This is a genomic window from Shewanella sp. VB17 (assembly GCF_013248905.1).
GTDB lineage: Bacteria > Pseudomonadota > Gammaproteobacteria > Enterobacterales > Shewanellaceae > Shewanella.
In genome coordinates, this window is sequence record NZ_JABRVS010000001.1 from 4065186 (window position 1) to 4091414 (window position 26229).

At 40.0% G+C, this 26229-nt stretch carries 28 protein-coding genes; 16 read left to right on the plus strand and 12 right to left on the minus strand.

Going from position 1 to position 26229, the window contains the following annotated elements:
• The first annotated feature begins 440 nt into the window (after window positions 1-440).
• The 3 genes from HQQ94_RS17550 to HQQ94_RS17560 all read left to right on the plus strand — a co-directional run bounded on the left by HQQ94_RS17550 (window position 441) and on the right by HQQ94_RS17560 (window position 4429).
• On the plus strand, window positions 441-1949 hold the full coding sequence (locus HQQ94_RS17550; RefSeq protein ID WP_173295627.1) for an alkaline phosphatase: 1509 nt from the start codon (window positions 441-443) through the stop codon (window positions 1947-1949).
• 29 nt (window positions 1950-1978) lie between these two features.
• Window positions 1979-3574, plus strand: coding sequence for an alkaline phosphatase (locus HQQ94_RS17555; protein ID WP_173295628.1), 1596 nt, complete (start codon window positions 1979-1981; stop codon window positions 3572-3574).
• 81 nt (window positions 3575-3655) lie between these two features.
• Window positions 3656-4429 carry a hypothetical protein gene (locus HQQ94_RS17560; RefSeq protein WP_173295629.1) on the plus strand — a complete coding sequence of 258 codons (774 nt, stop codon included), beginning with the start codon at window positions 3656-3658 and terminating at the stop codon, window positions 4427-4429.
• A 63-nt stretch (window positions 4430-4492) separates the two neighbouring features.
• Here the strand turns inward: HQQ94_RS17560 and ltaE are convergent, their stop codons facing one another.
• Window positions 4493-5506: a low-specificity L-threonine aldolase gene (gene ltaE / locus HQQ94_RS17565; RefSeq protein WP_173295630.1), complete on the minus strand. Its 1014-nt coding sequence runs from the start codon at window positions 5504-5506 to the stop codon at window positions 4493-4495.
• 346 nt (window positions 5507-5852) lie between these two features.
• Here ltaE and HQQ94_RS17570 point away from each other — a divergent pair, with 346 nt between their 5' ends.
• Entirely contained in the window at window positions 5853-6494 is a 642-nt protein-coding gene (locus tag HQQ94_RS17570; protein WP_173295631.1) for a trimeric intracellular cation channel family protein, read from the plus strand.
• 103 nt (window positions 6495-6597) lie between these two features.
• On the opposite strand, the gene HQQ94_RS17575 is transcribed toward HQQ94_RS17570, so the two are convergent.
• The 3 genes from HQQ94_RS17575 to HQQ94_RS17585 form a co-directional block, all read right to left on the minus strand.
• Window positions 6598-7422, minus strand: a complete 825-nt coding sequence (locus tag HQQ94_RS17575) for a mechanosensitive ion channel family protein (RefSeq protein ID WP_173295632.1) — start codon at window positions 7420-7422, stop codon at window positions 6598-6600.
• A gap of 126 nt (window positions 7423-7548) precedes the next feature.
• Window positions 7549-7812: an OmpA family protein gene (locus HQQ94_RS17580; protein WP_173295633.1), complete on the minus strand. Its 264-nt coding sequence runs from the start codon at window positions 7810-7812 to the stop codon at window positions 7549-7551.
• A 138-nt stretch (window positions 7813-7950) separates the two neighbouring features.
• Window positions 7951-8358, minus strand: a complete 408-nt coding sequence (locus HQQ94_RS17585; protein ID WP_173295634.1) for a PACE efflux transporter — start codon at window positions 8356-8358, stop codon at window positions 7951-7953.
• A gap of 84 nt (window positions 8359-8442) precedes the next feature.
• Here HQQ94_RS17585 and HQQ94_RS17590 point away from each other — a divergent pair, with 84 nt between their 5' ends.
• Window positions 8443-9321: a LysR family transcriptional regulator gene (locus tag HQQ94_RS17590; protein ID WP_173295635.1), complete on the plus strand. Its 879-nt coding sequence runs from the start codon at window positions 8443-8445 to the stop codon at window positions 9319-9321.
• A 320-nt stretch (window positions 9322-9641) separates the two neighbouring features.
• Here the strand turns inward: HQQ94_RS17590 and HQQ94_RS17595 are convergent, their stop codons facing one another.
• The gene (locus tag HQQ94_RS17595; protein ID WP_173295636.1) at window positions 9642-10211 is read right to left on the minus strand and encodes a DUF4136 domain-containing protein; all 570 of its coding nucleotides are present in this window, start codon (window positions 10209-10211) and stop codon (window positions 9642-9644) included.
• A 184-nt stretch (window positions 10212-10395) separates the two neighbouring features.
• On the opposite strand from HQQ94_RS17595, the gene HQQ94_RS17600 reads away from it, so the two are divergent.
• The 4 genes from HQQ94_RS17600 (at window position 10396) to ruvX (ending at window position 12290) form a co-directional block, all read left to right on the plus strand.
• Window positions 10396-10710 carry a hypothetical protein gene (locus tag HQQ94_RS17600; RefSeq protein WP_173295637.1) on the plus strand — a complete coding sequence of 105 codons (315 nt, stop codon included), beginning with the start codon at window positions 10396-10398 and terminating at the stop codon, window positions 10708-10710.
• A gap of 182 nt (window positions 10711-10892) precedes the next feature.
• Entirely contained in the window at window positions 10893-11222 is a 330-nt protein-coding gene (yciH, locus tag HQQ94_RS17605; RefSeq protein ID WP_173295638.1) for a stress response translation initiation inhibitor YciH, read from the plus strand.
• 37 nt (window positions 11223-11259) lie between these two features.
• Window positions 11260-11820, plus strand: a complete 561-nt coding sequence (locus HQQ94_RS17610; protein WP_173295639.1) for a YqgE/AlgH family protein — start codon at window positions 11260-11262, stop codon at window positions 11818-11820.
• Window positions 11821-11864: 44 nt separating this feature from the next.
• On the plus strand, window positions 11865-12290 hold the full coding sequence (gene ruvX, locus HQQ94_RS17615) for a Holliday junction resolvase RuvX (RefSeq protein WP_173295640.1): 426 nt from the start codon (window positions 11865-11867) through the stop codon (window positions 12288-12290).
• Window positions 12291-12358: 68 nt separating this feature from the next.
• Here ruvX and hemH read toward each other — a convergent pair whose 3' ends face one another.
• The 3 genes from hemH to HQQ94_RS17630 form a co-directional block, all read right to left on the minus strand.
• The gene (hemH, locus tag HQQ94_RS17620; protein ID WP_217274064.1) at window positions 12359-13390 is read right to left on the minus strand and encodes a ferrochelatase; all 1032 of its coding nucleotides are present in this window, start codon (window positions 13388-13390) and stop codon (window positions 12359-12361) included.
• A gap of 426 nt (window positions 13391-13816) precedes the next feature.
• The gene (locus HQQ94_RS17625) at window positions 13817-14929 is read right to left on the minus strand and encodes a PilT/PilU family type 4a pilus ATPase (RefSeq protein WP_173295641.1); all 1113 of its coding nucleotides are present in this window, start codon (window positions 14927-14929) and stop codon (window positions 13817-13819) included.
• A gap of 27 nt (window positions 14930-14956) precedes the next feature.
• Complete coding sequence (locus HQQ94_RS17630; protein WP_173295642.1) at window positions 14957-15994, minus strand: type IV pilus twitching motility protein PilT; 1038 nt, start codon at window positions 15992-15994, stop codon at window positions 14957-14959.
• Window positions 15995-16030: 36 nt separating this feature from the next.
• Here HQQ94_RS17630 and HQQ94_RS17635 point away from each other — a divergent pair, with 36 nt between their 5' ends.
• From HQQ94_RS17635 to HQQ94_RS17665, 7 genes are all read left to right on the plus strand, one after another.
• Window positions 16031-16732 (plus strand): YggS family pyridoxal phosphate-dependent enzyme, encoded by a 702-nt coding sequence (locus tag HQQ94_RS17635; protein ID WP_173296703.1) that lies wholly within the window; start codon window positions 16031-16033, stop codon window positions 16730-16732.
• A 136-nt stretch (window positions 16733-16868) separates the two neighbouring features.
• Window positions 16869-17687 (plus strand): pyrroline-5-carboxylate reductase, encoded by an 819-nt coding sequence (gene proC / locus HQQ94_RS17640; RefSeq protein ID WP_173295643.1) that lies wholly within the window; start codon window positions 16869-16871, stop codon window positions 17685-17687.
• 38 nt (window positions 17688-17725) lie between these two features.
• Window positions 17726-18274, plus strand: coding sequence for a YggT family protein (locus HQQ94_RS17645; RefSeq protein WP_173295644.1), 549 nt, complete (start codon window positions 17726-17728; stop codon window positions 18272-18274).
• A gap of 144 nt (window positions 18275-18418) precedes the next feature.
• Window positions 18419-18853 (plus strand): DUF4426 domain-containing protein, encoded by a 435-nt coding sequence (locus tag HQQ94_RS17650; RefSeq protein WP_173295645.1) that lies wholly within the window; start codon window positions 18419-18421, stop codon window positions 18851-18853.
• A gap of 140 nt (window positions 18854-18993) precedes the next feature.
• A complete protein-coding gene (gene rdgB / locus HQQ94_RS17655) occupies window positions 18994-19596 on the plus strand; it encodes an RdgB/HAM1 family non-canonical purine NTP pyrophosphatase (protein WP_173295646.1) in 603 nt (200 codons plus the stop codon).
• 100 nt (window positions 19597-19696) lie between these two features.
• Entirely contained in the window at window positions 19697-20833 is a 1137-nt protein-coding gene (gene hemW / locus HQQ94_RS17660) for a radical SAM family heme chaperone HemW (protein WP_173295647.1), read from the plus strand.
• Window positions 20834-20972: 139 nt separating this feature from the next.
• On the plus strand, window positions 20973-22814 hold the full coding sequence (locus HQQ94_RS17665; RefSeq protein WP_173295648.1) for a DUF885 family protein: 1842 nt from the start codon (window positions 20973-20975) through the stop codon (window positions 22812-22814).
• A gap of 154 nt (window positions 22815-22968) precedes the next feature.
• On the opposite strand, the gene HQQ94_RS17670 is transcribed toward HQQ94_RS17665, so the two are convergent.
• The 4 genes from HQQ94_RS17670 to trmB all read right to left on the minus strand — a co-directional run bounded on the left by HQQ94_RS17670 (window position 22969) and on the right by trmB (window position 26223).
• Window positions 22969-23910, minus strand: coding sequence for a LysR family transcriptional regulator (locus tag HQQ94_RS17670; RefSeq protein ID WP_173295649.1), 942 nt, complete (start codon window positions 23908-23910; stop codon window positions 22969-22971).
• A gap of 307 nt (window positions 23911-24217) precedes the next feature.
• A complete protein-coding gene (gene glsB, locus HQQ94_RS17675) occupies window positions 24218-25132 on the minus strand; it encodes a glutaminase B (RefSeq protein WP_173295650.1) in 915 nt (304 codons plus the stop codon).
• Window positions 25132-25455, minus strand: a complete 324-nt coding sequence (locus HQQ94_RS17680) for a 50S ribosome-binding protein YggL (protein ID WP_173295651.1) — start codon at window positions 25453-25455, stop codon at window positions 25132-25134. The genes glsB and HQQ94_RS17680 overlap by 1 nt, the downstream gene beginning before the upstream one ends.
• Before the next feature lie 51 nt (window positions 25456-25506).
• Window positions 25507-26223, minus strand: a complete 717-nt coding sequence (gene trmB, locus HQQ94_RS17685) for a tRNA (guanosine(46)-N7)-methyltransferase TrmB (RefSeq protein ID WP_173295652.1) — start codon at window positions 26221-26223, stop codon at window positions 25507-25509.
• Window positions 26224-26229: the final 6 nt, after the last annotated feature.

Here is a 26229-nt window from a genome sequence, read left to right on the forward strand (position 1 = left end):
TTTCTGCGCGGCCTAATTGTTAATTAAATACCCGTTATTACTCAAAATACACTCACGAATGTAAGTAAAACAAACAACAAGGAACCAAATTAAAACACATAAAAAACAAAAAAAACCACGTTAAAAAACCGATTTAGCCGCTGTTTGGTATGACACAGCATGATTAACCTTAGTTCAAATTAGCCCTATCCTTTACTCATTGCAGATAACATCATGCTATTGACTGAACATTAATCCTTCTATCATCTCATAAGCACAGCAGATCATTTTATCGTCCTCAACATTCCAAGGTATTAAAATAATGCCGACTATATCCTCTCATCAAATAAAACAATGTCATAAAACTGCCATATTCTTGTCCTCTCATCGTCATATAAATATCAGACCATCATCGCGTTAGCTAACAGGACTCAAAAATAAAACTCAATAACATAAGGGTGATGATAGTGATTAATATGAAAAATATGGCTACGCTCGTGTCATGCAGTTTAGTGGCTATGGTAACCAATGCTGCTATATTACCCACGACGCAAACCGACAGTAAATGGTTTAAAACCAGCGCGGAAAAAGTGGCTGAGAAAACACAACAACAGCACAATCAAAAAAAAGCAAAAAATGTCATTCTTTTTGTCGGTGATGGTATGGGAATATCAACATTAACTGCAGCACGTATTTACCAAGGTCAACAATTGCAAGACAATATGGGCGGCGAGGAAAACTTTCTTAGCTTTGAACAATTTCCTCACACAGCTCTAGTGAAAACCTATAACACGAATCAGCAAACACCGGATTCAGCAGGAACCATGACCGCAATATCCACCGGGGTAAAATCTAAAGCTGGCGTCTTATCGGTATCTGACACGAGTTTACGTGCCAACTGCTTATCATCTAAAGGAAATGAACTCATCACTTTAGTGGATCTTGCCAACGAAAAAGGCCTCTCTACTGGGGTTGTTAGTACAGCACGAATAACTCATGCAACGCCAGCTGCAACTTACGCTAATACTCCAGAACGAAATTGGGAAGCCGACAGTGATCTATCAGCTGAAGCCGCTGCCAATGAATGTCAAGATATCGCCTATCAATTAGTGATGCGTGATGAAGCTAATGCTTTATCCGTTGCCTTAGGCGGTGGACGCCGTAATTTTATTCCAACTACTGTCACTGATGGTGAGAATAAAAAGGGCAGACGTGACGATGGAATTGATCTGACTAAACGCTGGACAGAGCAGTTCACCAACTCAGCTTATGTATGGGATAAAGTAGGCTTTGATGCTATTGATACGACGACGACGGACCACTTGTTAGGCTTATTTAACGCTTCTCATATGGAATATGAGGCTGACAGATTAAATGATACTGCTGGTGAGCCATCACTGACACAGATGACCACTAAATCTATCGATATTCTCAAGAAGAATGATCAAGGTTATTTATTAATTGTTGAATCGGGTCGAATCGATCACGCACATCATGCTGGTAACGCCCATCGCGCCTTAATCGATGCTGTCGAACTCTCAAATGCCGTTCAGGCTGCTGTTGATAATACTGATCCAGATGATACTTTAATCATGGTGACTGCAGATCACAGCCATGTATTCACCATTGCAGGTTACCCTAAACGCGGCAACCCTATCTTAGGATTAGTGCACAATGTCGATGGTAAGCTAGCCACTGCCGATGATGGTAAACCCTACACCACCTTAGGCTACACCAACGGACCCGGTGCAGTGGTCGGCCTGCGCGATGATCTTTCGTCAATTGATACCCAAGAAAAAGACTTTATTCAACAAGCTCTTATTCCAATGGGAAGTGAAACTCACGCAGGTGAAGACATCAGCTTACATGCAACCGGGCCTGGGTCATACCTTGCACAAGGCGTGATCGAGCAAAACGTTATCTTCCACATCATTAACCAAGCACAGTCTCTTGGTGCCAGTAAATACTAGCCAAACAGTCGCTAATTTTGGAGCAAAAAATGAATAAGAAACTAGTTATACTGTCTATAGCAGTCATATTTGGTATCACAGCCTGTGGCAGCGATGGTGACAGCGGTAATAACGGTACCAGTGGCAAAGACTGGACAGCCGTTAACGAATGGTATGTTGCAGGTCAAAACACAGTGGCTCAAGCTGCCGAACTCACCATTAATAACGAAGCCGGTGCTGCGAAAAACATCATCCTTTTTGTGGGTGACGGCATGGGCGTATCAACCATAACGGCGGCGCGTATTCTCGAAGGACAGTTAAAGGGAGAGACAGGAGAAGAGAACTCTCTCTCTTTTGAAACGCTGCCTCACTTAGGGCTTGCAAAAACCTACAATGTCGATGGTCAGACTCCTGACTCAGCAGGCACAATGACAGCAATAGTCACAGGAGTTAAAACCAATGTCGGCGTAATATCCCAAGCTGAAGGCGTCACTCGGGGGAATTGTGCTTCAGCAACAAATCAACATCTCGTCACCTCCCTTGAGCTAGCAGCCATGGCTGGTTTGTCGACAGGGATAGTGTCAACCGCACGTATTACTCACGCCACTCCAGCAGCAACTTATGCTCATGTACCTGAGCGTAACTGGGAAAGTGATGCAGATCTCCCACAAGAAGCTGTCACTCATGGCTGTAAAGATATTGCCGCTCAACTATTAGATTTCAACTATGGCAGTGGCATCAATGTCGTCATGGGGGGAGGACGCCGTGCTTTTATTCCAAACACTCAAACCGATCCTGAAGGCAAAAATGGCAATCGAATAGATGGTCGTGATCTCACAGATGAATGGACGGCTAAATACCAGAACTCAGCTTATGTTGAAGACCGAGATAACTTTTTAGCCTTAGATCCAGACATCACTGATCATCTCTTAGGTTTATTTAATTCATCACACATGGAGTATGATTTAGACCGTACTACTCAAGGGACGACCGGTGAGCCCTCTCTCGCTGAAATGACAGCTAAGACAATAGATATTTTAAAAAGGAATGACAAAGGCTTTATGTTGATTGTCGAAGCAGGACGTATCGATCATGCCCATCATGCTGGTAATGCTGCCAGAGCCTTACACGATACCATAGCACTTTCTGAAGCTGTGCGTATTGCGATGGAGAAAACGTCATCAAATGATACTCTACTTATGGTCACAGCCGATCACAGCCATGTGTTTACTATTGCAGGTTACCCTACTCGAGGAAATCCGATACTTGGCCTTGTTAAAGGCAATGATCCATCGGGCATTGCCGATGTAACTAACTCGACTGATAGTAATGGCTCTCCTTATACGACGCTTGGTTATACCAATGGACGTGGATATGCAAACCTAAGCACTGGCGGAGATGAGCGTTATGATTATCCGATAGAGGCTGGACGAGTCGATCTTAACTATGTCGATACTCTTAGTGCCGGTTACCATCAAGAAGCCTTGATCCCACTGGAAGATGAAACACATGCGGGTGAAGATGTTGGCATTTTTGCAAGCGGACCAGGTGCCCATTTGATAGAGGGAACTGTAGAGCAAAATCATATTTTTCACGTCATGGATCATGCAGCAAACTTAGTGGTTAAAGCACAAGCAGCCCAGTAAGTCATATTACATCACTTAATCTGAACAAGGCCACTGCTGTGTTAGTGGTCTATCACTTTGGTTAAATCCAATGGAATTTCTATGAAGTATTATTTACTTAACGCAACCATGTTACTCATCGCTAGCCTGCCGAGTCTAGCTCATTTTGATATTGTTAAAGAACAGCTCAATACCGAACAAAACCTTATCTTTAACTGTGCACAATTAAATGCGACCAATATGGTGGCACGTTATGAGATAGTCCAATCAAAGGGAGCTAGACAAACCACTCCAACTCACGAAATCAAGTTAATTAAAAACCAACACCAAGTGATTTATAAACGTTCATCAGCAACATTTGAAGCCTGGGATCGTAACGGTGAATATAGTCGTTATTTCCCCCAGGAACGACGATCAATTACTTATCGCCCCAGTGATCTACTCTCTGTGAATAGGCGCTACGATCTCGAGCAACAATTTCACTTAGTGTCCCCTGAGTTGAAATCGACATTACAACAAGGTAAAAATACTCAACGATCATGTTTTGAAGTGAGTCAATACCATGGGGAACAAGCTGGACAAACAATCACCCTAGAATGGATTAACTCACTTTCAATGCCTTATTTGCTCACCTTAGCGCAAGGAACTGCCAGTACCACATACCGCTTAATCCAAGTTCATTCCATCACAAATGAGCAAGTTAACGCGCTTACTCAAGGTTATAAAGACTTAGATTTTGCCGATGTTGGTGACAGTGAATCCGATCCTTTTATTGCTAAAATGATCACTCAAGGATTTATTCAGCACGGTAATTCTGGCTTCTACGACAGTAATGGCAACCCTATCTCTAAAGAAGATGGCAAACACGCACATTAATTAAAGTCATAGAGCTGAAATTAAAAAGTCTGCAGTAGCAGACTTTTTAATCGATGTAATCATCTATTTTTTTAGATTGCTTTTAAGCTCACGAATAAAAATATCGATATCATGACGACTGATATCTGCATGCGTCACTAAACGAATGTTTGAACTAGGGCTAATAAGTATTCCACTGATTTTCAAATTAGCAGCAAGCGCGACAATATCGACTCCTTCTACTACCTGCACATACACCATGTTGGTTTGCACCAAGGACTGATCGACACTCAATTCTTCCACACCAGACAACTGCTTAGCCAGATAACGGGCATTATCATGATCAATAGCTAAACGCTCAACTTGATCCGTTATCGCTAAACTTGCAGCAGCAGCAAGGATCCCAGCTTGGCGCATACCTCCACCGAGCATTTTACGCCACCGCCTCGCTTTTTTTATCAAGCGCTCGTCACCTAATAAAATCGACCCTACAGGCGCACAAAGTCCTTTAGATAAACAAATAGACACTGAATCAAAATATTGCGTAATATCACTTATCGCTATATTTTGTGCCACTGCGGCATTCGCGACTCGAGCACCATCTAAATGAATTTTCAAACCATGATCAAAGGCCAATTGCTGTGCCTGAGCAATATATTCTTGAGGCAGTATTTTACCACCAATTGTATTTTCTAAACTCAGTAAACCTGTTTTAGCAAAATGGAGATCATCAGGTTTTATGGCCGCTTTTACTTCTGAAAGCAAAATAGAACCATCACTTTGATTGGTCAATGGTTGTGGCTGAATACTGCCTAAAACTGCTGCGCCACCACCTTCAAATTTATAGTTATGTGCCTGTTGACCACAAATATATTCATCTCCGCGTTCACAATGTGCCATTAAAGCCAATAAATTAGCTTGAGTGCCCGATGAAGTAAACAGCGCAGCATCAAAGCCATACATTTCGGCAGACACAGCTTCTAATCGATTAACTGAAGGATCATCACCATATACATCATCACCCACTTCAGCATTAGCCATCGCCTCACGCATTGCTGAAGTAGGCATCGTCACAGTATCACTACGAAAATCTATCATTAAGACCACTTTACAAGAGTTAATTTTTCCAGATTGAGCATACTAACCCTAGAGTGAATGCAGTACCAGCATTAATCTGGCCTGTATAATGGCCATACAAATTGCATAACCATTAATCAAATTTAATAGTGAAAAGCCAGCTAAACACAAATTTAATCGTAAAAAATAATAACAATAAATTTAGCTAACACTTAAAACGACCAAAAAAGCTTGTAGATAGAGGTTTTTAAGAAAAATAAGATCAACAAGGATTAAAAAATCTAATCATAAACAATAAAAAATGTTGATGTAATTTTGATTAATTTTCAGGCAAAATCGCCTATCTTTCACTCAATGGTAGCCGTAAATGTTAGAAATTAAATTTATCAGCCTACTCTGGCTCATCGGTATCATTGCTGAAGCGATGACTGGCGCCCTATCTGCTGGTAAAAAACAAATGGACCTTTTTGGTGTCGTCATCATAGGTTGCACTACGGCTATTGGCGGCGGAACACTACGTGATATTCTGCTAGGAAATTACCCATTAATTTGGATAGAAAATGTACATTACTTAATTGCTATAGCGCTTGCATCATTGCTAACAGTATTAATCGCACCTTTGATGCGCTATTTATCTAAACTATTTCTCGCAATCGACGCGCTCGGACTCGCTGTATTTTCTATTATAGGGGCACAAAAAACATTAATGTTAGGGTTTAGCCCTGTCGTTGCTGTTGTAATGGGGCTTGTCACTGGCGTATTTGGTGGTGTGATCCGTGATATATTATGTAATCAGGTACCATTAATTTTTAAGAAAGAACTTTATGCTCTAGTTTCACTGCTAACAGCAGGCCTTTATATCGGCCTTAAATCCTGTGAAATCGCAGAGTGGATAAACTTAACTGTCTGCCTATCGTTTGGGTTTAGCTTCAGAATGTTAGCCATTATATTCCAGTGGGGCATTCCTAAATTTAATTATCAATATGGTCAAGATGGCCTATCACGTTGATCTGATTTTGTAGCTAGTATTAATGATTTTGGTACAGCGAAAACCATTTCCCATCCATGATGGTTTTCGCTATCTTGCAACAATCACATACCAATCGATTGTATTATACTGATGGCGTTTCTTTTACATGAAGATCAATTTGCGGATAGGGAATGCCAATATTCGCATCATCAAGCGCGAGTTTAATCTGCTCAAGTATTTCAAACCGTGCTGGCCAATAATCGCTGGTTTTAACCCAAGGCCGCACAACAAAATTAACCGAAGAGTCAGCAAGTTCTGCAAGCCCTATCGCATGTACTGGATCTTTTAACACATATTGATTACTCTCAAGCACCTGTGTTAATACTTTTTTTGTTGCAGCCAAATCGGCATCATAAGAGACACCAATGACCAAATCGACACGACGTGTGTCCATGGCTGAATAATTAATTATTGTGCCATCCATCATTGCAGAATTAGGGGCGATGATAAGCTTGTTATCAGTCGTCAACAGCTTGGTAGAAAAAATAGTGATTTCATTAACGACCCCAGAAATACCTGCAGCATCAACATAATCACCCACACGACAAGGACGAAATAGCACCATCAACACACCAGATGCAAAGTTAGACAATGAACCTTGAAGTGCTAAGCCTATCGCTAAGCCCGCGGCACCTATCACCGCGACAAGCGAAGCCGTTTGCACTCCAATTTGACCCAACGTTGCCACAATAGTGAAGACAAACACCAAACTCCATGCCATATTTCCAACAAAAGAGACCACCGTTTGATCCACTTTTTTCTTCACTAATAACTTACATGTTAATTTTTTTGCTAACGTCGATAAATATTTACCGATAATGAAAATGATAATAGCAAAAATCATTTTCATACCATAAGTCACAAGTAGTTCGGGGACTTGCTCAAATAAACCTTCTAAGTTTTCCATTTTTGCTCCCTAAAGTTAACCCTATAAAGTTAGGATTTATAGATTTCAATTCAAAAGTTAAATATTCACGATTGAATTAATTCAAACAATATACTCATTACTACCCGTAAACTGAATTATTAATCTCTATTTCAACTCAACCAATAACTCAACACGGCGGTTAGCCGCCCTACCATCAGAAAGTTGATTACTTGCCACTGGTAAGCTATCAGCCATACCTTTAACAATAAAACGCTCAGAATTAAAACCAAAATCTTCAACAAAAATTCGCTTAACATTAAGCGCACGTAAATAAGACAATTGCTTATTACCCACCTCGCTACCAACTGAATCCGTATGGCCTAGCAGGCATAAGTTCACATTATAGCGTAAAAGAAAGTGCTTCATCATATACGATCCAACTCATGCAGCATGTTGAAATATAACTTTAGCTATTTTATTAAAAATAGCCAAAAGGATACAAAGGCAGTATAAAAATGGCATTATCGCTTTTTTTAAAACCTTAACATACAAATGCTAAGATAAGATTCACACTACTACTTGATGACGGATGTGGTCATAGCACCAGTTAAACACTATCGCATAAAAGAAGAAAAATATAAGAAAAGCAACCTCCATTAATAAAGCAGAACTTAAGCTTATTTCTAAAAACCAAGCAACTACTGGCACCGTGATGAAGATGATGCCTAACTCAAACCCAAGTGTATGTCCAACACGCAATAACACGGTTCTTGAAATTCGCTCACGACCAAATTGCTTATCAAACCAAATATTGTAAAAAAAATTCCAAAAAACAGCATATAAACTTAACCCAACAGCAACAACAATCAAAGATGAAGCTTCTTTATCGCTGAAAAAAGTCGCTGCAGGAACCACTATGGCTAACGCTAGCAGTTCAAACATTATCGCATGGTAAATTCTTTCTTTAGTATTCATATCTAACATTCCAATAAGTAACTTGTGGTAATTATCATCTAGACATATGATGAATAAAAGTTACATACCATCACATTTACTGATATGTCTACGATAGAACAATTAACAGCATTCATTACCACCGTTGAATCGGGTTCATTTTCCGCTGCTGCTCGCAAGCTAGGAAAAGTGCAATCTGCGGTGAGCCAACACATTATGAATATGGAAATAGATACCGGACTACAACTATTTGACCGAAGCGGTCGTTACCCTATTCTGACTGCTAATGGTGAGAAGTTGTTACCACAGGCTAAAGCTGTTATTGCTCAGCATCATCGACTTAATCAACAAGTCACAGCACTGGGATCTGAAGAGGTGCTTAAACTGACTTTAGCTATAGATGAAGGGATCCCCTATGCCAAACTTATTAAATTGTTACCACAACTTGAAATATTACATCCTGAGCTAGAATTAGAATTCCTCTGTGCTTCTAGCCAAGATGTGATCCAACTTGTCATTGATAAAAGAGCAAGCTCAGGTTTGATATTTAGTGACAATGTATATCCTGATTCTCTCGACTTCGAAACTTTAGGTACTGTGAAATTTGAGCTTTTAGTGAGCACGCTACATCCTTTAGCTCAAGTTGATTCCGTTCACATTGATATGTTGAAACTACATAGACAACTCGTCATTAGCTCTCAAGGTTCAAAAGTCACTTGGTTCAATCAAGCACACTCACCCGATGTCTGGCATGCAGATAACTATTATGTATTATTAGAGTTAGCTAAATCTGGATTTGGCTGGACACTACTTCCTGAGCATTTAGCACAAGATGCACTGAAAACCAATGCACTTTGCAAAGTACCAGTACAATTCGAACAATTAGGCTGGCAGGCAAATGTGGATGTAATACAACATAGCTCAGTGCAAATAAATGCTAATGATACTCTAAGATCACTTCTTAGAAGATTACTTCAGGATTAACTTCAGCGTATGAATTTTATGAGAATATCCCCCCGTATAAGTTAATCTTGAGGCTCACTGAATAACCCGTTTATACATTGGACTAAATATGTTTAGTAAAGAGCACGATTAAGTGATGGATAAATCTTTGTATTTCGTGACCGAGGCATTAAAAAAGCATGAATAACATTCATTTTCACCGCACACCAATCAGCTCATGATCTCTAGAATTTCAGGGGAATGTCTCTTAAAAACAGCGGTTAAATCATGATTTAACCGCATATAAAAAATCCCTCTTCATGGGGGGAATTTTAATTCTATTTATGATGAAAGCTAAACAACTATTTAGCAGTAGGCTTAGGTGGATAGTTTTTTAACATCTCTGAAATAGCTTGATTAACAACCTCAACTCGCTCTTCTGGAGTATTTTGGTCACGGATAGTGTCTGCAACAGAGCCTCTCCAAATCAATTGACCTGACTCTCTATTAACCATATCTAAAATAAGTGTGCCAACTTCATATTCACGAACTGTTGTTTGGCTATACATAGAGCCGCTCATCCCCCAGCCATGACCATAATAAGGGTTATAGCCATAATTTGAGTTAAAGGTATCAACATTAATCTTCTTATCAACCTTTGTTAAGTAATTCACTAGTACATCAGCTTTAGCTGGATCAGTCAGCTTTATGCCTTTTAAAGATAATTGACTATCCACTGCAGTGCGAACACGCTGGTCCATTAATCCATCTAAGTGATAGCGACTATCCTGCGTTTTTTTCTCAACCCAAGCATAAGTGTTAACATCATTAAAATTAGCTTCCGGATCGTAATCGGAACTAGTTTTCAGCGAGCTACACCCAGCAAGCATACTAAGTGATAGCCCAGCCAAAATAACCTTAAAATTTTTCATATTAACCTCGTCAAATCAAAAATCACCATCCATTCTCCTACCAGCTTACATAGCTATGTTAAGTTCGACAACTCAATTTTATTGATAAAACAGGTTTCATTCAGCTTGACCTTTCACAAAATACGCATGATACTCAAAAAACTGTAATGATAACTGTTATCATCTAATAATTAGGGACTTTGATATGCTTTGGTTTATTGCTGCTGTTTTGATTGCTACTGCAGTTTTTAAGTTTGCTCCAGCAGATATCACCACACAAACAATCAGCCGTTCAAACAAAGATAACCTAGGCCACATTAGTTTTTTCATTTTACCGATACTCGTTTTAGCCTGGTTACTCTTCACTGTAGCCCAAGGAGAAAGTCATAGTTACGGTGCTGCATCTTTCGGATTTGTATTGACAGCATGCTCTACCGCATTGGCAAAACTTCATAAATTCATTATCCCTTGTGCGTTTATCACGATCATTCTTCTCATCATAGGTGTTACTCAAACTTAATCAGGATCATGTTACTAAAAAGCCAAATAATGACTAAGAATTCGACACTGTAAAGTCGCATTATGACTCAATGAGCTCACAAGCAGGTGGTCTTTTTTATTTATAAAATTACAGATGGACTCCCACAAGTTTCATCATTTTTGTTAAACTCGTCCTATTATCGCTAAATTAGTGACTCTCTCATGATAAAAGATACAAATGTGACACTGGTCTATAGTACAGATGTTGGCAGAATGACTCCTGAAAAGGAAACTGAAGAAATGCCATTAAGTGATGGTATTGTCAGGATCCATAGAGACAGCAAAGGTCGAAAAGGAAAAGGCGTCTCTATCATAAAAGGTTTGGGGTTAAATAATAAAGAACTCAAAACGTTAGCTCAAAACCTAAAAAAACAATGTGGTTGTGGTGGTACCGTTAAAGCGTTTAATATCGAAGTTCAAACAGATAATAGAGAACAGATTAAAACCATACTTGAAAAACTTAATTATCAGGTAAAATTAGCTGGCAGTTAATTTATTGCTAATTGCATTCCCTTTTGCGGAGTTAACAATGGACAGTCTACAGAACCATTTATTAATCGCTATGCCTTCTCTTCAAGATACCTTTTTTGAACGCTCGGTGATCTATCTTTGCGAACATAACGAAAAAGGGGCGATGGGGATAATGATTAACAAACCTATCGGCATAGATGTTAACGAAATTTTAAAGCAAATGGAGCTGAACGAAGAACCCCATTTAGTGACTTCACTAGGCTCCACCGTGCTCATCGGCGGCCCGGTAAATCCAGAAAGAGGCTTTGTATTACACACACCACAAGCTAATTTCAATAATAGCCAAACCTTAACTGATGACATTATGCTGACAACATCAAGAGATGTACTAACAGCACTAGGGAGTCACGTCGCACCAAAGCACTTTATTGTTGCCCTTGGCTACGCAGGCTGGACCAGAGGGCAACTAGAACAAGAATTAGGGAATAACACTTGGCTTTCTATCCCTGCAACAAAAGAATTGTTGTTCGATACTCATTTTGCTCATCGATGGCAGCAAGCCACAGAGTCACTGGGCTTCGATATCTGGCAACTTTCTCATCAAAGCGGGCATGCATAATTTGCCCATAGCCGTATATTTTATTAATTATTAAGAAGTCATTTATGAGTGCACAAACGGTGTTAGGTTTCGATTATGGTACCAAAAGTATAGGCATTGCTATCGGACAATCACTCACTGGCAGCGCCAATCCGTTGCAATCGATAAAAGCCATTGATGGGATCCCTAAGTGGGAAGAAATAGGCTTATTAATTGAAGAGTGGAAACCTGATTTAGTCGTCGTAGGACTGCCATTAAATATGGATGGAACGGAACAAGAAATGACCAAAAGAGCGAAGAAATTTGCTAACAGACTCAGTGGCAGATTCGGCGTAAAAGTAGCAACACAAGATGAGCGCCTAACGACAGCTGATGCGAAGGCTAGACTGTTTGAAATCGGCGGCTATAAAGCCCTAAGTAAAGGGCAAATTGATGCTATGTCTGCAGTATTAATCATAGAAAGCTATTTCGAAAGTTTATATTTATCTTAACCTACTATATTGAATAAAAAGGGAGCCACAACTCCCATTTTACATGTCCATACTTAATGCACATCTACTTATAAGTAAGGCTTAACAAGATTAGCCATCATTTTTATATGAAGATCTGTATCATTCAATGCTGGAATATAACGATATTTCTCACCACCAGCACCTTCGAAAATTAATCGATTCTCTTCGGCAATTTCTTCTAATGTTTCTAAGCAATCAGCACTAAATGCTGGGCACACAACAGCAATGTCTTTTATGTCTTGTCCCGGTAGCTTCCCCATAGTCTCATCAGTATAGGGGCTCAACCACTTAGCTTTACCAAATCGAGATTGAAAAGTAGCAATATATTGGTCTTTTGTTAACCCTAGCTGCTCTACAACCAATTTCGTTGTCGTCATACAGAAACAATAATAAGGATCGCCAAGATGCAAGTTGCGCTCAGGCATACCGTGATATGACAATACTAGTTTTTGGGGTTGACCATTAACCTCAAAATCATGCTTTATCGAGGTAACTAATGCATGAATAAAATCAGGATGATCATGGTATGTATTGATAAAATGCAATGATGGCAAATAACGCCAACTCGTTAACTCCTTTGCAATAGCATCAAATACAGATCCTGTAGTCGGTGCTGCATACTGGGGATAAAGAGGCAGTACTACGATTTTATCTATCCCTTCATTATGCATACGCTTTAACGTATCAGATACTGACGGATTGCCATAGCGCATACAAAAATCGACTGATATATCTTGTTCGACATCTTGATCTGTACCATTTTCTTTAAAGTAGCTAGCTAACTTTTTTGTTTGTTGACGCGTTATCGCCATCAAAGGCGAACCTTTTTCTGTCCATACTTGCTTATATAACTCAGCTGATTTAGCGGGTCTAATACGTAAAATAATACCATGTAAAATTAACATCCATACTAACTTAGGTATTTCAATCACTCTAGGGTCAGATAAAAACTCAGCAAGATATCGCCTTACTGATAACGTTGTTGGTGCATCAGGAGTCCCTAAATTAATCAGAACAACACCAGTTTTACCTCGTTTCGTGTGCGCAATGTCTTTTGATAAACCTAAATATTTAGCCAAGTTAGCCTCTTTGAATTTGATGCAATTACTGCGATTAAAACATAATTATTAGCGATATATTAAGTCATTAATGACAAAAAATAGACCTAAGACACGATTCAATATGTATGATGACTAAAAAGAGGATAAAAGTGGCTTGTAAGTGTGTCAACAACCACATTTTTACGTGTGCTAACCTTAATCCTCATGTCACTTCAATATGCAAAATTTAAGCATATCGTGAAGTGAAAAATAGTCAATAAATGGCTCCTAGGTAACGACTCCCAGTCGTGGCTCACAGTAATTGTGCCGACATGACTTTGCCTTCTCCCATTGAACCACAGGGTACTGATTGAAAGGTAGTTACACAAAATTATTTACAGGCTCTATACGCTAGCAATAACACATTGGATCACTTAACCTAATACATTGATAGCAGCACTTAGATTAATCTAGATCCAACGTTACTCCTTCCATAAAGCCTTCTCCCCCCGTCTCCTTACTTTGTAACTTGATCATCAAACGGAGATCATTTGCAGAGTCTGCATGATGTAAAGCATCTGCGTAACTGATCTCGCCTTCGACATAAAGATACAATAATGCTTGATCGAAAGTTTGCATGCCCTGTTCATTTGACTTTGACATGGTCTCTTTAAGCGAGTGAAGCTCATTTTTAGCAATAAGGCTGCTTATCCTAGGTGTATTAATTAGAATTTCAATCGCTGCTCGTCGCCCTGTGCCATCGATAGTCGGCACCAATTGCTGAGCCACAATCCCTCTTAAATTTAACGAAAGATCAAACAGCAGCTGTTGATGTTTAGTTTGAGGAACCAAATTCATTATGCGATCTAATGCCTGATTCGCATTATTAGCGTGCAATGTTGCCATACATAAATGACCCGTTTCAGCAAATGCAAGCGCAAACTCCATTGTTTCTTGAGTACGGATCTCACCAATTAAGATAACATCTGGTGCTTGACGCAGCGAGCTCTTAAGTGCGGCATCAAACGATTCTGTATCCACACCGACCTCACGTTGAGTAATGATACTCTTACGGTGGTCATGAACAAATTCAACCGGATCTTCAATAGTAAGAATATGCCCCCGAGAATTTGCATTACGGTAACCCACTAAAGAGGCCAATGATGTTGATTTACCTGTCCCCGTTCCTCCAACCATGATAATTAGCCCACGTTTACTCATGACTAAATCTTTCAAAATAGGTGGAAGTTTTAGATCGTCCGTATCAGGGATAGTCGTTTCAATTCGACGCATAACACATCCCGGTGCTTCTCGTTGCCAAAATGCGCTCACACGAAAACGGCCTAACTCTTTAGTCGCAAATGCAAAGTTACACTCACGTGTATTGTGAAACTCCTCCTTTTGCACATCGGTCATTAACGACTCAACAAACGCTAGTGATTGCGCTACCGTAAAAGAGTCTTCACCTAACGGTCTTAACTCACCATCTATTTTAGCGCTGGGTGGGAAACCTGCGGTCACAAATAGATCTGACGCTTTGCGTTCCACCATTATTTTTAAAAAAGGACAAACATCCATAGCTAAACCTTATAATACTCATGTGTATTAAAACGTAGTTTGTTTATTAGAACTCTTATGTTGTGCATCTTCTTTTGAGATCTGGCCACGGTTAACTAAATTTTGCAGACATTGATCTAATGTTTGCATCCCATGAGCCATTCCCGTTTGAATGGCGGAGTACATCTGCGCCACTTTATCCTCTCGAATTAGATTTCGAATGGCTGGTGTTCCCATCATAATTTCATGGGCTGCAACACGACCACCACCGATTTTTTTTATCAAAGTTTGCGAAATAACGGCCTGCAGAGACTCTGATAGCATAGTCCGTACCATGCCTTTTTCTCCCTCAGGAAAGACATCAACCACACGATCAATGGTTTTAGCTGCTGATGTGGTGTGTAGGGTACCAAACACTAAATGACCGGTCTCAGCGGCTGTCATCGCTAAGCGTATCGTTTCTAAATCACGCATCTCCCCCACCAAAATCACATCAGGATCTTCACGAAGTGCACTGCGCAATGCAGCATTAAAACTATGAGTATGGCGATGCACTTCTCGCTGATTAATCAGACACTGTTTAGTTTGATGTACGAATTCTATCGGATCTTCGATAGTAAGAATGTGTTCGTGGCGACTCTCATTAATATAATCAACCATAGCCGCAAGAGTGGTACTTTTTCCAGATCCTGTCGGTCCAGTAACCAGCACAAGACCACGTGGAAATTCCGATATTTGCTTAAAAATTTCAGGAGCACCAAGTTGTTCAAGGCTCAAAATGTCGCTTGGAATAGTACGAAATACCGCTGCGGCACCCCGAGACTGGTTATAAGCATTAACACGAAAACGAGCAAGGTTGGGAACTTCAAATGAGAAATCAATCTCTAAATGCTCTTCAAAATCTTTACGCTGTTTATCATTCATGATGTCATAGACTAATCCATGAACGCCTTGATGATCTAAAGCAGGTAAATTGATCTTCCTGACTTCACCATCAACACGTATCATAGGGGCAACACCTGCAGAAAGATGCAGATCTGATGCATTGTGCTTTACACTAAAAGCAAGTAACTCTGTGATTTCCATAATATGGTACACCTATTCAATCAAAATGATTACATGATGACAACAATAGCAGATAGACTAATTAACGCCCAATATCGAATCGCCCAAGCAGCACAATCTTCATCAAGACATGCTGATGACATTCAACTGCTCGCAGTGAGTAAAACCAAACCTCATACAGACATTATAGCGGCCTATATTGCCGGGCAGAGACATTTTGGTGAAAACTATGTTCAGGAAGGTGAAGCTAAAGTGACTGCTTTGAAATCTTCTTGCCCTAACATTGTGTGGCACTTTATCGGCCCTTTACAATCAAATAAAACAAAGATCGTCGCAAGCTTGTTCGACTGGATGCACACATTGAGTCGAGATAAGATTGCCCTACGTTTAAACGACCAAAGGCCCAATGGCTTAGTACCACTAAATGTGTGTATTCAAATTAATATCAGTAAAGAACCAAGCAAGTCAGGAGTGACTGCAGATGATATGCTCGCTTTAGCTGAAGTTATCAATTTGCTACCAAACCTTACATTACGCGGATTAATGGCAATACCTACCGCAACATCAGAGGTAACCCAGCAGCAAGCTGAGTTCAAACAATTACATCATTTATACTTGCAATTACAGCAGGTCTATCCCGACGTTGATACCCTATCGATGGGAATGAGTAATGATCTTGAACAAGCTGTAGCACATGGTTCTACAATGGTTCGAATAGGCAGTGCCATATTTGGTCAACGTGTTCCGCTTCATATTTGAGTAATTTCACTTATAATCTTTTGGGCGCAATACAAGCTTGCTTGTTTTATCGATTTTAGCCCACACATTATAATATAAGCTCAAGACACATTTGCCCCAACAACAAAGCTGCTTAAGGCTAAACAAGAGAAGAAATATGGTTGAAAAAAAGTTGTGTTTTATCGGCGCAGGTAATATGACACGCAGCATGATAAGTGGTTTGGTAAAAAGTGGTTACACACCATCATTCATCCATGCAACGAATCCCAGCATTGAAAAATTAGATGCCTTGAAACACGATCTTAATATTAGGGTCTCTCAAGATAATCTGACAGCAGCTAAGGATGCTGATGTGATCATTTTGAGTGTTAAACCTCACTTTATGCAGGCTGTGTGTGAACAGTTAAGTGTGCTAGATTTAACACATAAGTTAATCATCACTATTGCTGCAGGGATCACTGCGAAAAGGTATAGTGATTACTTTGATCAGAAAGTAAAGCTTATCCGTGCCATGCCTAATACGCCAACCCAAATAGGCGTTGGAATGACTGGATTATTCGCAGATGAAAATGTCTCACAAGAAGAAAAGAAAACTGCAGAGCAATTAATGCTAAGTGGTGGTGAAGTTCTTTGGGTCAATACTGAAGATGAACTCAATCAAGTTATCGCCCTCGCAGGTAGCTCTCCTGCGTATTTTTTCCTGTTTATGGAAGCGATGTTAGGTGCCGCTAAAAACTCAGGTATCGATGAGTTTAAAGCTCGACAACTGGTACAGCAAGCCGCATTGGGAGCGGCGCAAATGGTCATCCAAAACCCTGAGCTTAGCGTATCTCAATTACGAGAAAATGTGACTTCTAAAGGAGGAACCACAGCTCAAGCCATATCAGCCCTTGAATCTGGTGATATAAGAGGGTTAGTTAAGCAAGCAATGAACGACTGTGTCATGCGAGCACAAGACATGGCAAAACAATATTAATCAACCTTCACATTGAAATGATAAAGTAGAGACTTCAGATGAATGCATTAAGTTTTTTAGTCAGTACCTTTTTTGATTTGTACCTAATGGTGGTCATTTTACGCATATGGCTGCAATTAGCAAAAGCGGACTTTTACAACCCTTTTAGTCAATTCATAACCAAAGCCACTCATCCTATACTTGCACCTATGCGCAGAGTTCTGCCCTCTATCGGTGCTTTTGACACATCATCTGTTTTGTTGGCACTACTGGTGGTAACCACTAAATTTGTTACTTTGAGCCTTATTGCCGGTGCGGCAATCAATATCCCAACCATTCTTTTGATTGCTATTGTGTCAGTATTTAAGCAAGCCGGTGTACTGCTTTTTTGGATGCTTATCATTAGAGCCATATTAAGCTGGGTAAGCCAAGGTCATAACCCAATAGAAATGGTTATGGGTCAGCTAACTGAACCACTGCTGTCACCCATTCGACGCATGCTACCATCAATGGGCGGGTTGGATCTGTCCTTATTAATCATGATGGTCATTCTTAACTTCATTAACATTTTACTAGCCCAATACGTGCCTTTTTGGGCCAGTGTTTAATTAAAAATCAACCATAGAGCAGCAAAGTAATTTGCTGCTCTGTCTTAGAGTCAACCTATGATTCCCAACAATGCCTCAGCATACATCTACAATACCTATGGCGTATTTTAGGGATAACAATAAAATGTTCAAAGGAGCTCAGCCATGTTAAAAATCATATTATCAACACTCATTTTAAGCCTTTCTTTCGTTAGCAATGTTTTTGCAGAACAAAAACAGAAAATAGGCAATTTTGATATCCATTACGTTGCTTTAAGCAGTACTTTTTTGACGCCAAGTATCGCCAACTCATATGGTATTAAACGCAGTAGCTATAGTGGGATCATCAATATTTCAGTACTCGACACCAGTCAAGCTGATCATCCTCCTGTCGCTGTCGAGATTTCAGGTATTGCCAATAATTTATTAGACGCACGTATTGATCTCAAGTTTAGAGAGATCAGAGAAGGCAGAGCTATTTATTATGTCGCTGAAGTCCCTTACCGCGATGATCAAGAAGTGAATTTTCAAGTGGCTATCAAATATGGCAAAAAATTGAATACTCAACTGAAATTTAAACAAAAATTTTACGTTGAATAAAATGTGGTAAAGACGCTGTGCTTTGCGAGTAAGCAGCGTCCGTTCAACCTTATTCAATTCTCTACAATCTCTACTATCGTTTCCTCTCAGCCTTAGTTATCATTGCGCCAAAAATGAATCTCTTCAATTTAAGGCAACTCATGGATAAGTTCGTACTCGCCAGTGGCAATAAAGGCAAACTAAAAGAATTCACAGAGATTTTCACTCCATATGGGATTGAAGTCTTCCCACAGAGTCAGTTTAACGTTATAGAGGTAGCAGAAACAGGCACCACCTTCGTTGAAAATGCCATCATCAAAGCACGCCACGCAGCCCAAGTCACGGGGATGGCCGCCATTGCAGATGACTCAGGATTAGAAGTCGATATTTTAGCTGGTGCTCCAGGGATCTATTCGGCCCGTTACGCAGGTCAAAATGCAGCTGAGACAGACAATTACATCAAGTTACTCAATGCATTAAAAGATAACGCTAGCGGCCGTACAGCAAGATTTCAGTGTGTTTTGGTCTATATGCGCCACGCCAAAGATCCCACCCCAATTATCAGTCAAGCAGCATGGGAAGGTCACATAGGCTTAGAGGCCAAAGGAGAAAATGGCCATGGTTATGATCCTATTTTTATTCCAAATGATCACACTTGTACCGCTGCAGAGATCAACAGTGATGAAAAAAATCGTCTTAGCCATAGAGGAAAAGCAATGAAGATGTTAATTCGCCAAATGCAAAAACAGGGTATATTAATTTAATGCTCACATTACCTCCTCTAAGTTTGTATGTTCATATTCCTTCGGTTTATGTGGCTAGAAATGCCCTTTGCTATATATCCTCCAATAAGAGAGATAATTAATGCTCACATTACCTCCTCTAAGTTTGTATGTTCATATTCCTTGGTGCGTGCAGAAATGCCCTTATTGTGATTTTAATTCTCACGGTCAAAATGGTGAATTACCCCAGCAAGAATACATCAATGCACTGATTGCCGATTTGAGTCATGATTTACAATATGTTCAAGGACGAAAATTACATTCAATATTCATCGGTGGTGGAACACCCTCTCTTTTTCACGCCTCACAAATAAAAAGATTATTAACCCATGTCTCTCAGGTTATTCCATTTAAAGATGACATAGAGATCACCATGGAAGCCAATCCCGGTACTTTAGAGCATGATGATTTTGCAGCTTACTATCAGGCTGGTGTCACCCGCTTATCCATCGGGGTTCAGAGTTTTTCCAGTGACAAACTGAATCTACTTGGCAGGATCCATGATGAGAATGAAGCCAAAGTAGCCGCAAAAAAGGCGCTTAGTGCTGGTTATAAGAGTTTCAATCTAGATCTAATGCATGGATTACCGAATCAAAGCTTTGATGAAGCAATGGCTGATATAGAAACAGCTGTAGGACTTAATCCACCTCACCTTTCTTGGTATCAGCTGACAATTGAACAAAATACATTATTTCATTCAAGACCGCCTCAACTTCCCGATGATGAAGCACTTTGGAAAATATACGAGCAAGGTCAACAAAGATTAGCAGACTTAGGCTACGAACAGTACGAGATATCCGCCTACGCTAAACCAGGCTTTCAATGCCAACATAACATCAACTACTGGCAGTTTGGTGACTACTTAGGCATAGGTTGCGGTGCACATGGAAAAATAACATTACTCGATGATAATAAAATATTGAGAACCGTCAAAATTAAGCATCCAAAAGGCTATCTTGCAGCAGATGATCACAACTTTGAGACCACAGAAGTGATAGCAGCAGATCGCGCTCTTGAGTATTTAATGAATAGATTCAGGCTTATGTCACCTATACCAAAAAGTGAATTTGAGCAAAGAACAGGCCTTTCAAGAGACGTGTTAAGTTCTGGGATTAGCGCCGCAAAAGAAAAACACCTCATCACTGAGAATAGCGAATTTTGGGAATTAACGACGAAGGGAAAACTGTTTGTTAATGAACTGCTTGCTCAATTTTGCTAACGTTTATTTTCAAGAAATAGGCTATCGAATTTAGGTTGTTAGAAATATTTCCTAACATTTAAATCAAAATATTAACGATGATTGTCTTTAAGATTGGCTGTTACTTTATATTAATTCTAAAAAATAAGACTAATTAATCATGCAAATAACAACTAAAATCAGCTTAATAGCCTTAGCATTAACAACATTTATCAGTGGGTGCACAACATCCCCTGAACCGCCATCGTCATTAACTTCAGACCCTGTAATAGAAAAAACAGTGATCAATGAGTCTGAAAAAGCAAATGCCCTTTTTGAAGCCATGTTCATGGAAGATGTAATGGCAAGCCCCATATATCAAACTATTCTGGGTATCAAGACAGATTACGGTAAATGGGACGAACAAGACGAAGATGCCGATGCACAAGATCTAGCCCGAACTAGGCGCCACCTTAAACAACTTACACAGATTGATTCTAGCAAGTTGGATAAACAAACCAGTTTGAGCTATCACTTATTCAAACAGAGCTTAGAAAACAATATTACTGACTACAAGTGGCGCTATCACGACTACCCCGTCAATCAAATGGATGGCGGGCACTCTATGCTAGCCTCATTTTTGATTAACCAACATCAAGTCAACAGCATCGAAGATGCTAACGCCTATATCAGTCGCTTAAATGGGATCCCTCGATACCTTGAACAGCTTGAACATAATTTAGACATTCGAGCCAAGAAAGACATTATTGCTCCTAAGTTTGTATTCCCACTCGTGATTGTTGGCAGTAAAAACATCATTACAGGCGCACCTTTTGATGCAAGTGAAGATAGCGCGCTATGGTCTGATATCAAAGGTAAAATAAATCGCTTAGACGTAAACGATAACCAAAAAGACGCCCTATTAGACAAAGCTAAACAAGCTTTATTAACTCAAGTAAAGCCTGCTTATAATCAACTTATCGGCTTTCTCAAGCAACTTGAAACTAAAGCTGATAATCTCGATGGCGTCTGGAAACTCCCCCAAGGAGAGCAATTTTACAATCACATCCTTGCCCGCACCACAACCACTAATATAACCGCTGAACAAATTCATGAACTTGGCTTAACTGAAGTTAACCGTATTCATCAAGAGATGCGCGAGATCATGAGAAAAGTTGGCTTTAAAGGAGATCTGCAAGCTTTCTTTGCATTTATGCGCGAAGATAAGCAGTTTTATTACTCTGCGACCAATCAAGGTCGTAATGCCTATTTACATGATGCTGTCGAAATTATCGATAGCATGTCATCACGTCTTGATGAAGTATTTAATCTAAAAGCTAAAGCCCCTATGATAGTTAAGCGTGTCGAAGCATTTAGAGAAAAATCTGCCAGCAAGGCATTCTACGAGCAACCATCACCCGATGGCAGCAGGCCAGGTACGTATTACGCCAACCTATATGACGTGAAAGCCATGCCGACATACCAAATGGAAGCATTAGCCTATCATGAAGGTATACCTGGTCATCATATGCAAATATCTATCGCCCAAGAGCTTAATAGTATACCTAAATTCCGTAAGTTTGGTAATTATACTGCCTACATTGAAGGTTGGGGGCTTTACAGTGAATATTTTCCTAAAGAAATGGGCTTCTACTCAAATCCTTATTCTGATTTTGGTCGACTCGCGATGGAGCTATGGCGAGCATGCCGTTTAGTGGTCGATACAGGAATACATGTCAAAAAATGGACCCGTGAAGAGTCGATTGACTATTATGTTCAAAATACCCCCAATGCAAAATCTGACGCCGTAAAAATGGTAGAAAGACATGTTGTCATGCCTGCGCAGGCAACGGCTTATAAAATAGGCATGCTAAAAATATTAGCCCTTAGAGAAAAGGCTAAAAAAGCGTTGGGAAGCAAGTTTGATATCAGACAATTCCATACCATTATATTGAAAAATGGTCCTTTGCCATTGGATATACTCGAAGAGCAAGTTAATCACTGGATATCATTGCAGCGTTAGTAAGCAGTGATAAATACCTTCTAAAGAGATCCCCCGACAACATCTGGGGGGAACTAAGAATGGTAATGTTGCCACTAATAATGTTTGAATTATTTAATGTCAGTATCAACTTTTGAATTATCATTAAATCAAAAGTTGATACCAATCAGTATTTCTATTTTCCTTTAGGATAAACCCCTTCATAAGGAGCATCCCAATAAGGAGGTGAGCCTATATGTCCCTTTATAAAGTCAATAAATGAGCTGACCTTAGGTGCTAGGTGCTTTCTTCTGGGGTAAACAGCTTGTAGCGGGAGATTATGCGTGAGTTGCCAATCTTGTAATAGCGGTACTAGGGTCCCTTTAGCTAATTCATCTTCAAGTAAATAACTAGCAAGGTAAACGATGCCTAAACCACTGACAGCAGCAGACTTTAATGCTGGCGCATTATCAACTCTAAAATTCCCTGAAACACCTATTTCACAGAAATCATCACCCTGTTTAAATTGCCACACACTGTGTTCATGCCATTCGCCCTGATACACTAAGCAATTATGATCGACTAGCTGCTCAGGACGATCCGGTTTACCATGCTTATCTATATAATCAGGAGAAGCCAATAACAGAAACTGACATTTCATTAGTGGACGAGCAACCATACCTAAAGGTAGCTGTTCAGACATTGTCAATAACAAATCTAAACCTTCACTGACCACATCAACTTTATGATCCAATAAGCTCACTTGCAATTCTAACTCTGGGTGAGTCGCCATAAATTCGGGTAAAGCAGGGATAATATGCATAGTACCAAATGATTGTGAGATCCCAACCTTTAATACCCCACGAGTCGCATCATTAAGATTATGAACACTAGCCACCGCTTGTTCAGCATCCCTAAGTAATTCTTCACCCTGAGTATAAAGTAGCTGTCCAGCTTCGGTTAAACTCAGACTTCTAGTGGTACGTTGAATAAGTTGAACACCCAATTTATGTTCTAGATCTGCAACTTGAGTGCTCACCTTGGACTTTGAAATCCCCAATTTTCTTGCTGCGGCACTGAAACTACCCGCACGAGCAACATGAGTGAAAATGGCGATGGGTTCCAATAGTTCTAACATGTAAATTACCTTAAGGTGTTTACCACACTATTTAATACTTATCATAGCCAAGTAGGGCTTAATGAGAATAACTAGCCCAGCAATTTTATGCCTTTAACTCGTCCACTTCTCAACATACATAATTCTGCATCTTGAGGTGGTTTGGACGTAGTAGAGACAGATGCATGACCTAATGTGTAGACTTGGTTTGTGTGCTTATTATTTAGTAGTAAGTATATCAAAGTTTTTCACTTTCTAAGCGCTATTTTATTTAGTGAATAAAACCAGTTATTCGCTAATTAACTAATATAAAAACACATAAACGTAACTAGAAGATAGAGCGGCCAATTCGTTGGCAAAATTCTTCCAATGCGGCAGTCCCCGCAAGTGAATTACCATTTAAATCTAACTCTGGTGACCAGACGCAAACAGACATATCCCCAGGGATCACAGCAATAATACCGCCACCCACTCCACTTTTGCCCGGCATTCCGACTCGATAAGCAAACTCTCCAGCACCATCATAAAGTCCAGAGGTTGCAAGTAACGCATTCATTTGACGTGTTTGAACTGGCGATATTAACTGGGATCCTGCTAACGTTTTACCTCTATTTGCTAGATATAACATGGCTTTTGAGAGATCGGCACAGCTCATACGCATAGCACAGTAATGAAAATAGCTTTGCAATACTGTATCCACATCATTATTAAAGTTACCAAATGATTTCATTAAATATGCAATCGCAGCATTTCTTGCACTGTGATCGTATTCTGACGCCGCAACGACCTTATCGTACACTAGTTTAGAGTTATCACTTATTTCACGCACAATCTCAAGCATTCTATGTTTAGGTGCGCCTAATCTTGATTGCAGTAAATCGGCGATAACTAAAGCACCAGCGTTAATAAAAGGGTTTCTTGGTACCCCTCTTTCTAACTCTACCTGAACTAAAGAATTGAACGATTGACCAGAAGGTTCTTTACCCACCCGGGACCAGATCTCCTGCTCATCATATAATGTTAGCGCTAACGTCAGACTAAAAACTTTTGAGATACTTTGAATTGAAAAAGGCTCAAGGTGATCCCCCGCGCCTATAGTTACACCATCATTTGTGGTGACAGCTATTCCCAATTTATTAGGATTAACATTTGCCAGTGCGGGTATATAATCGGCAACCTTGCCTTGTCCAATCAAAGGTCTAACTTTTTCAATCACCTCATCTAACAATGCTTGTTCAAGCATTAACTCCACCAAATATCGTATAACTCACTAACAACCAGATCTGACACATCTTGCCCTTTCCAAAAGTCAATAACAGCAATACGGTCTTCTTCAGAACATTTACCGATCTCTTGCGTCGCGATAATGCCTTCCCACTCTTTATGACCACCTCCATGGAAGCCTAAAGCACGTGGTTCAATCACTTTATCGATAAACTGATCAACAAGAGTGTCTATTTGCGCTTCACTCACCGAATGATTAAATGTCCAGCTCATATCAAAACCAAACTCTTGAAACTCATCAACGCGTAATTTCTTACGTAAACGTCTAGTACGTGTTGCCATGGTAATTCCCACCTTAAATATAAATGATGTCTAACATGATTTTTAACTCAGTTAAACAGTACGTTCGAACATAATGTCCCAAACTCCGTGGCCCAGTCTGTGTCCTCGAGCCTCGAACTTAGTCAAGGGACGATGAGCTGGGCGTGCTATAACATCGCCTGTTATAGATTGATTTTTATAACCTGATGCCTCATTTAACACTTCAAGCATGTGTTCACTGTAATTTTCCCAATCTGTAGCAAGATGAAAAACGCCACCGATTTGCAACGCATTACGGATAGTTTGTACAAAATCAGGCTGAACAATACGACGCTTATGATGACGAGCTTTATGCCAAGGATCAGGAAAGAAAAGCTGTACACGAGCAAGCGTTCCAAGAAAAATACTGTTCTCTAATACTTCAACAGCATCATGATGAAAGACACGTAAATTAGTCACTCCAGCTTCAGCTGCAATACTTAAACACGAACCAACGCCTGGCTTATGGACTTCAATGCCAATAAAATTCAGTTCAGGTGACGCTTTAGCCATTTCCACAAGAGATGCGCCCATGCCAAAGCCTATTTCTAATACCGTATCAGCTTCTCGACCAAAAACCTTGACCAGATCAAGTGGCTCAGAAGAATAATCAAGGCCCATTGATGGCCATTGTTGCTCAATTGCCGTGGCCTGCCCTTTAGTTAAGCGGCCTTCTCTCAAAACAAAGCTTCTGACTTTACGAAGGTACTTACCTTCTTCATTAAACTCGGCCGTTGTTACATCGCTCATTGTCGC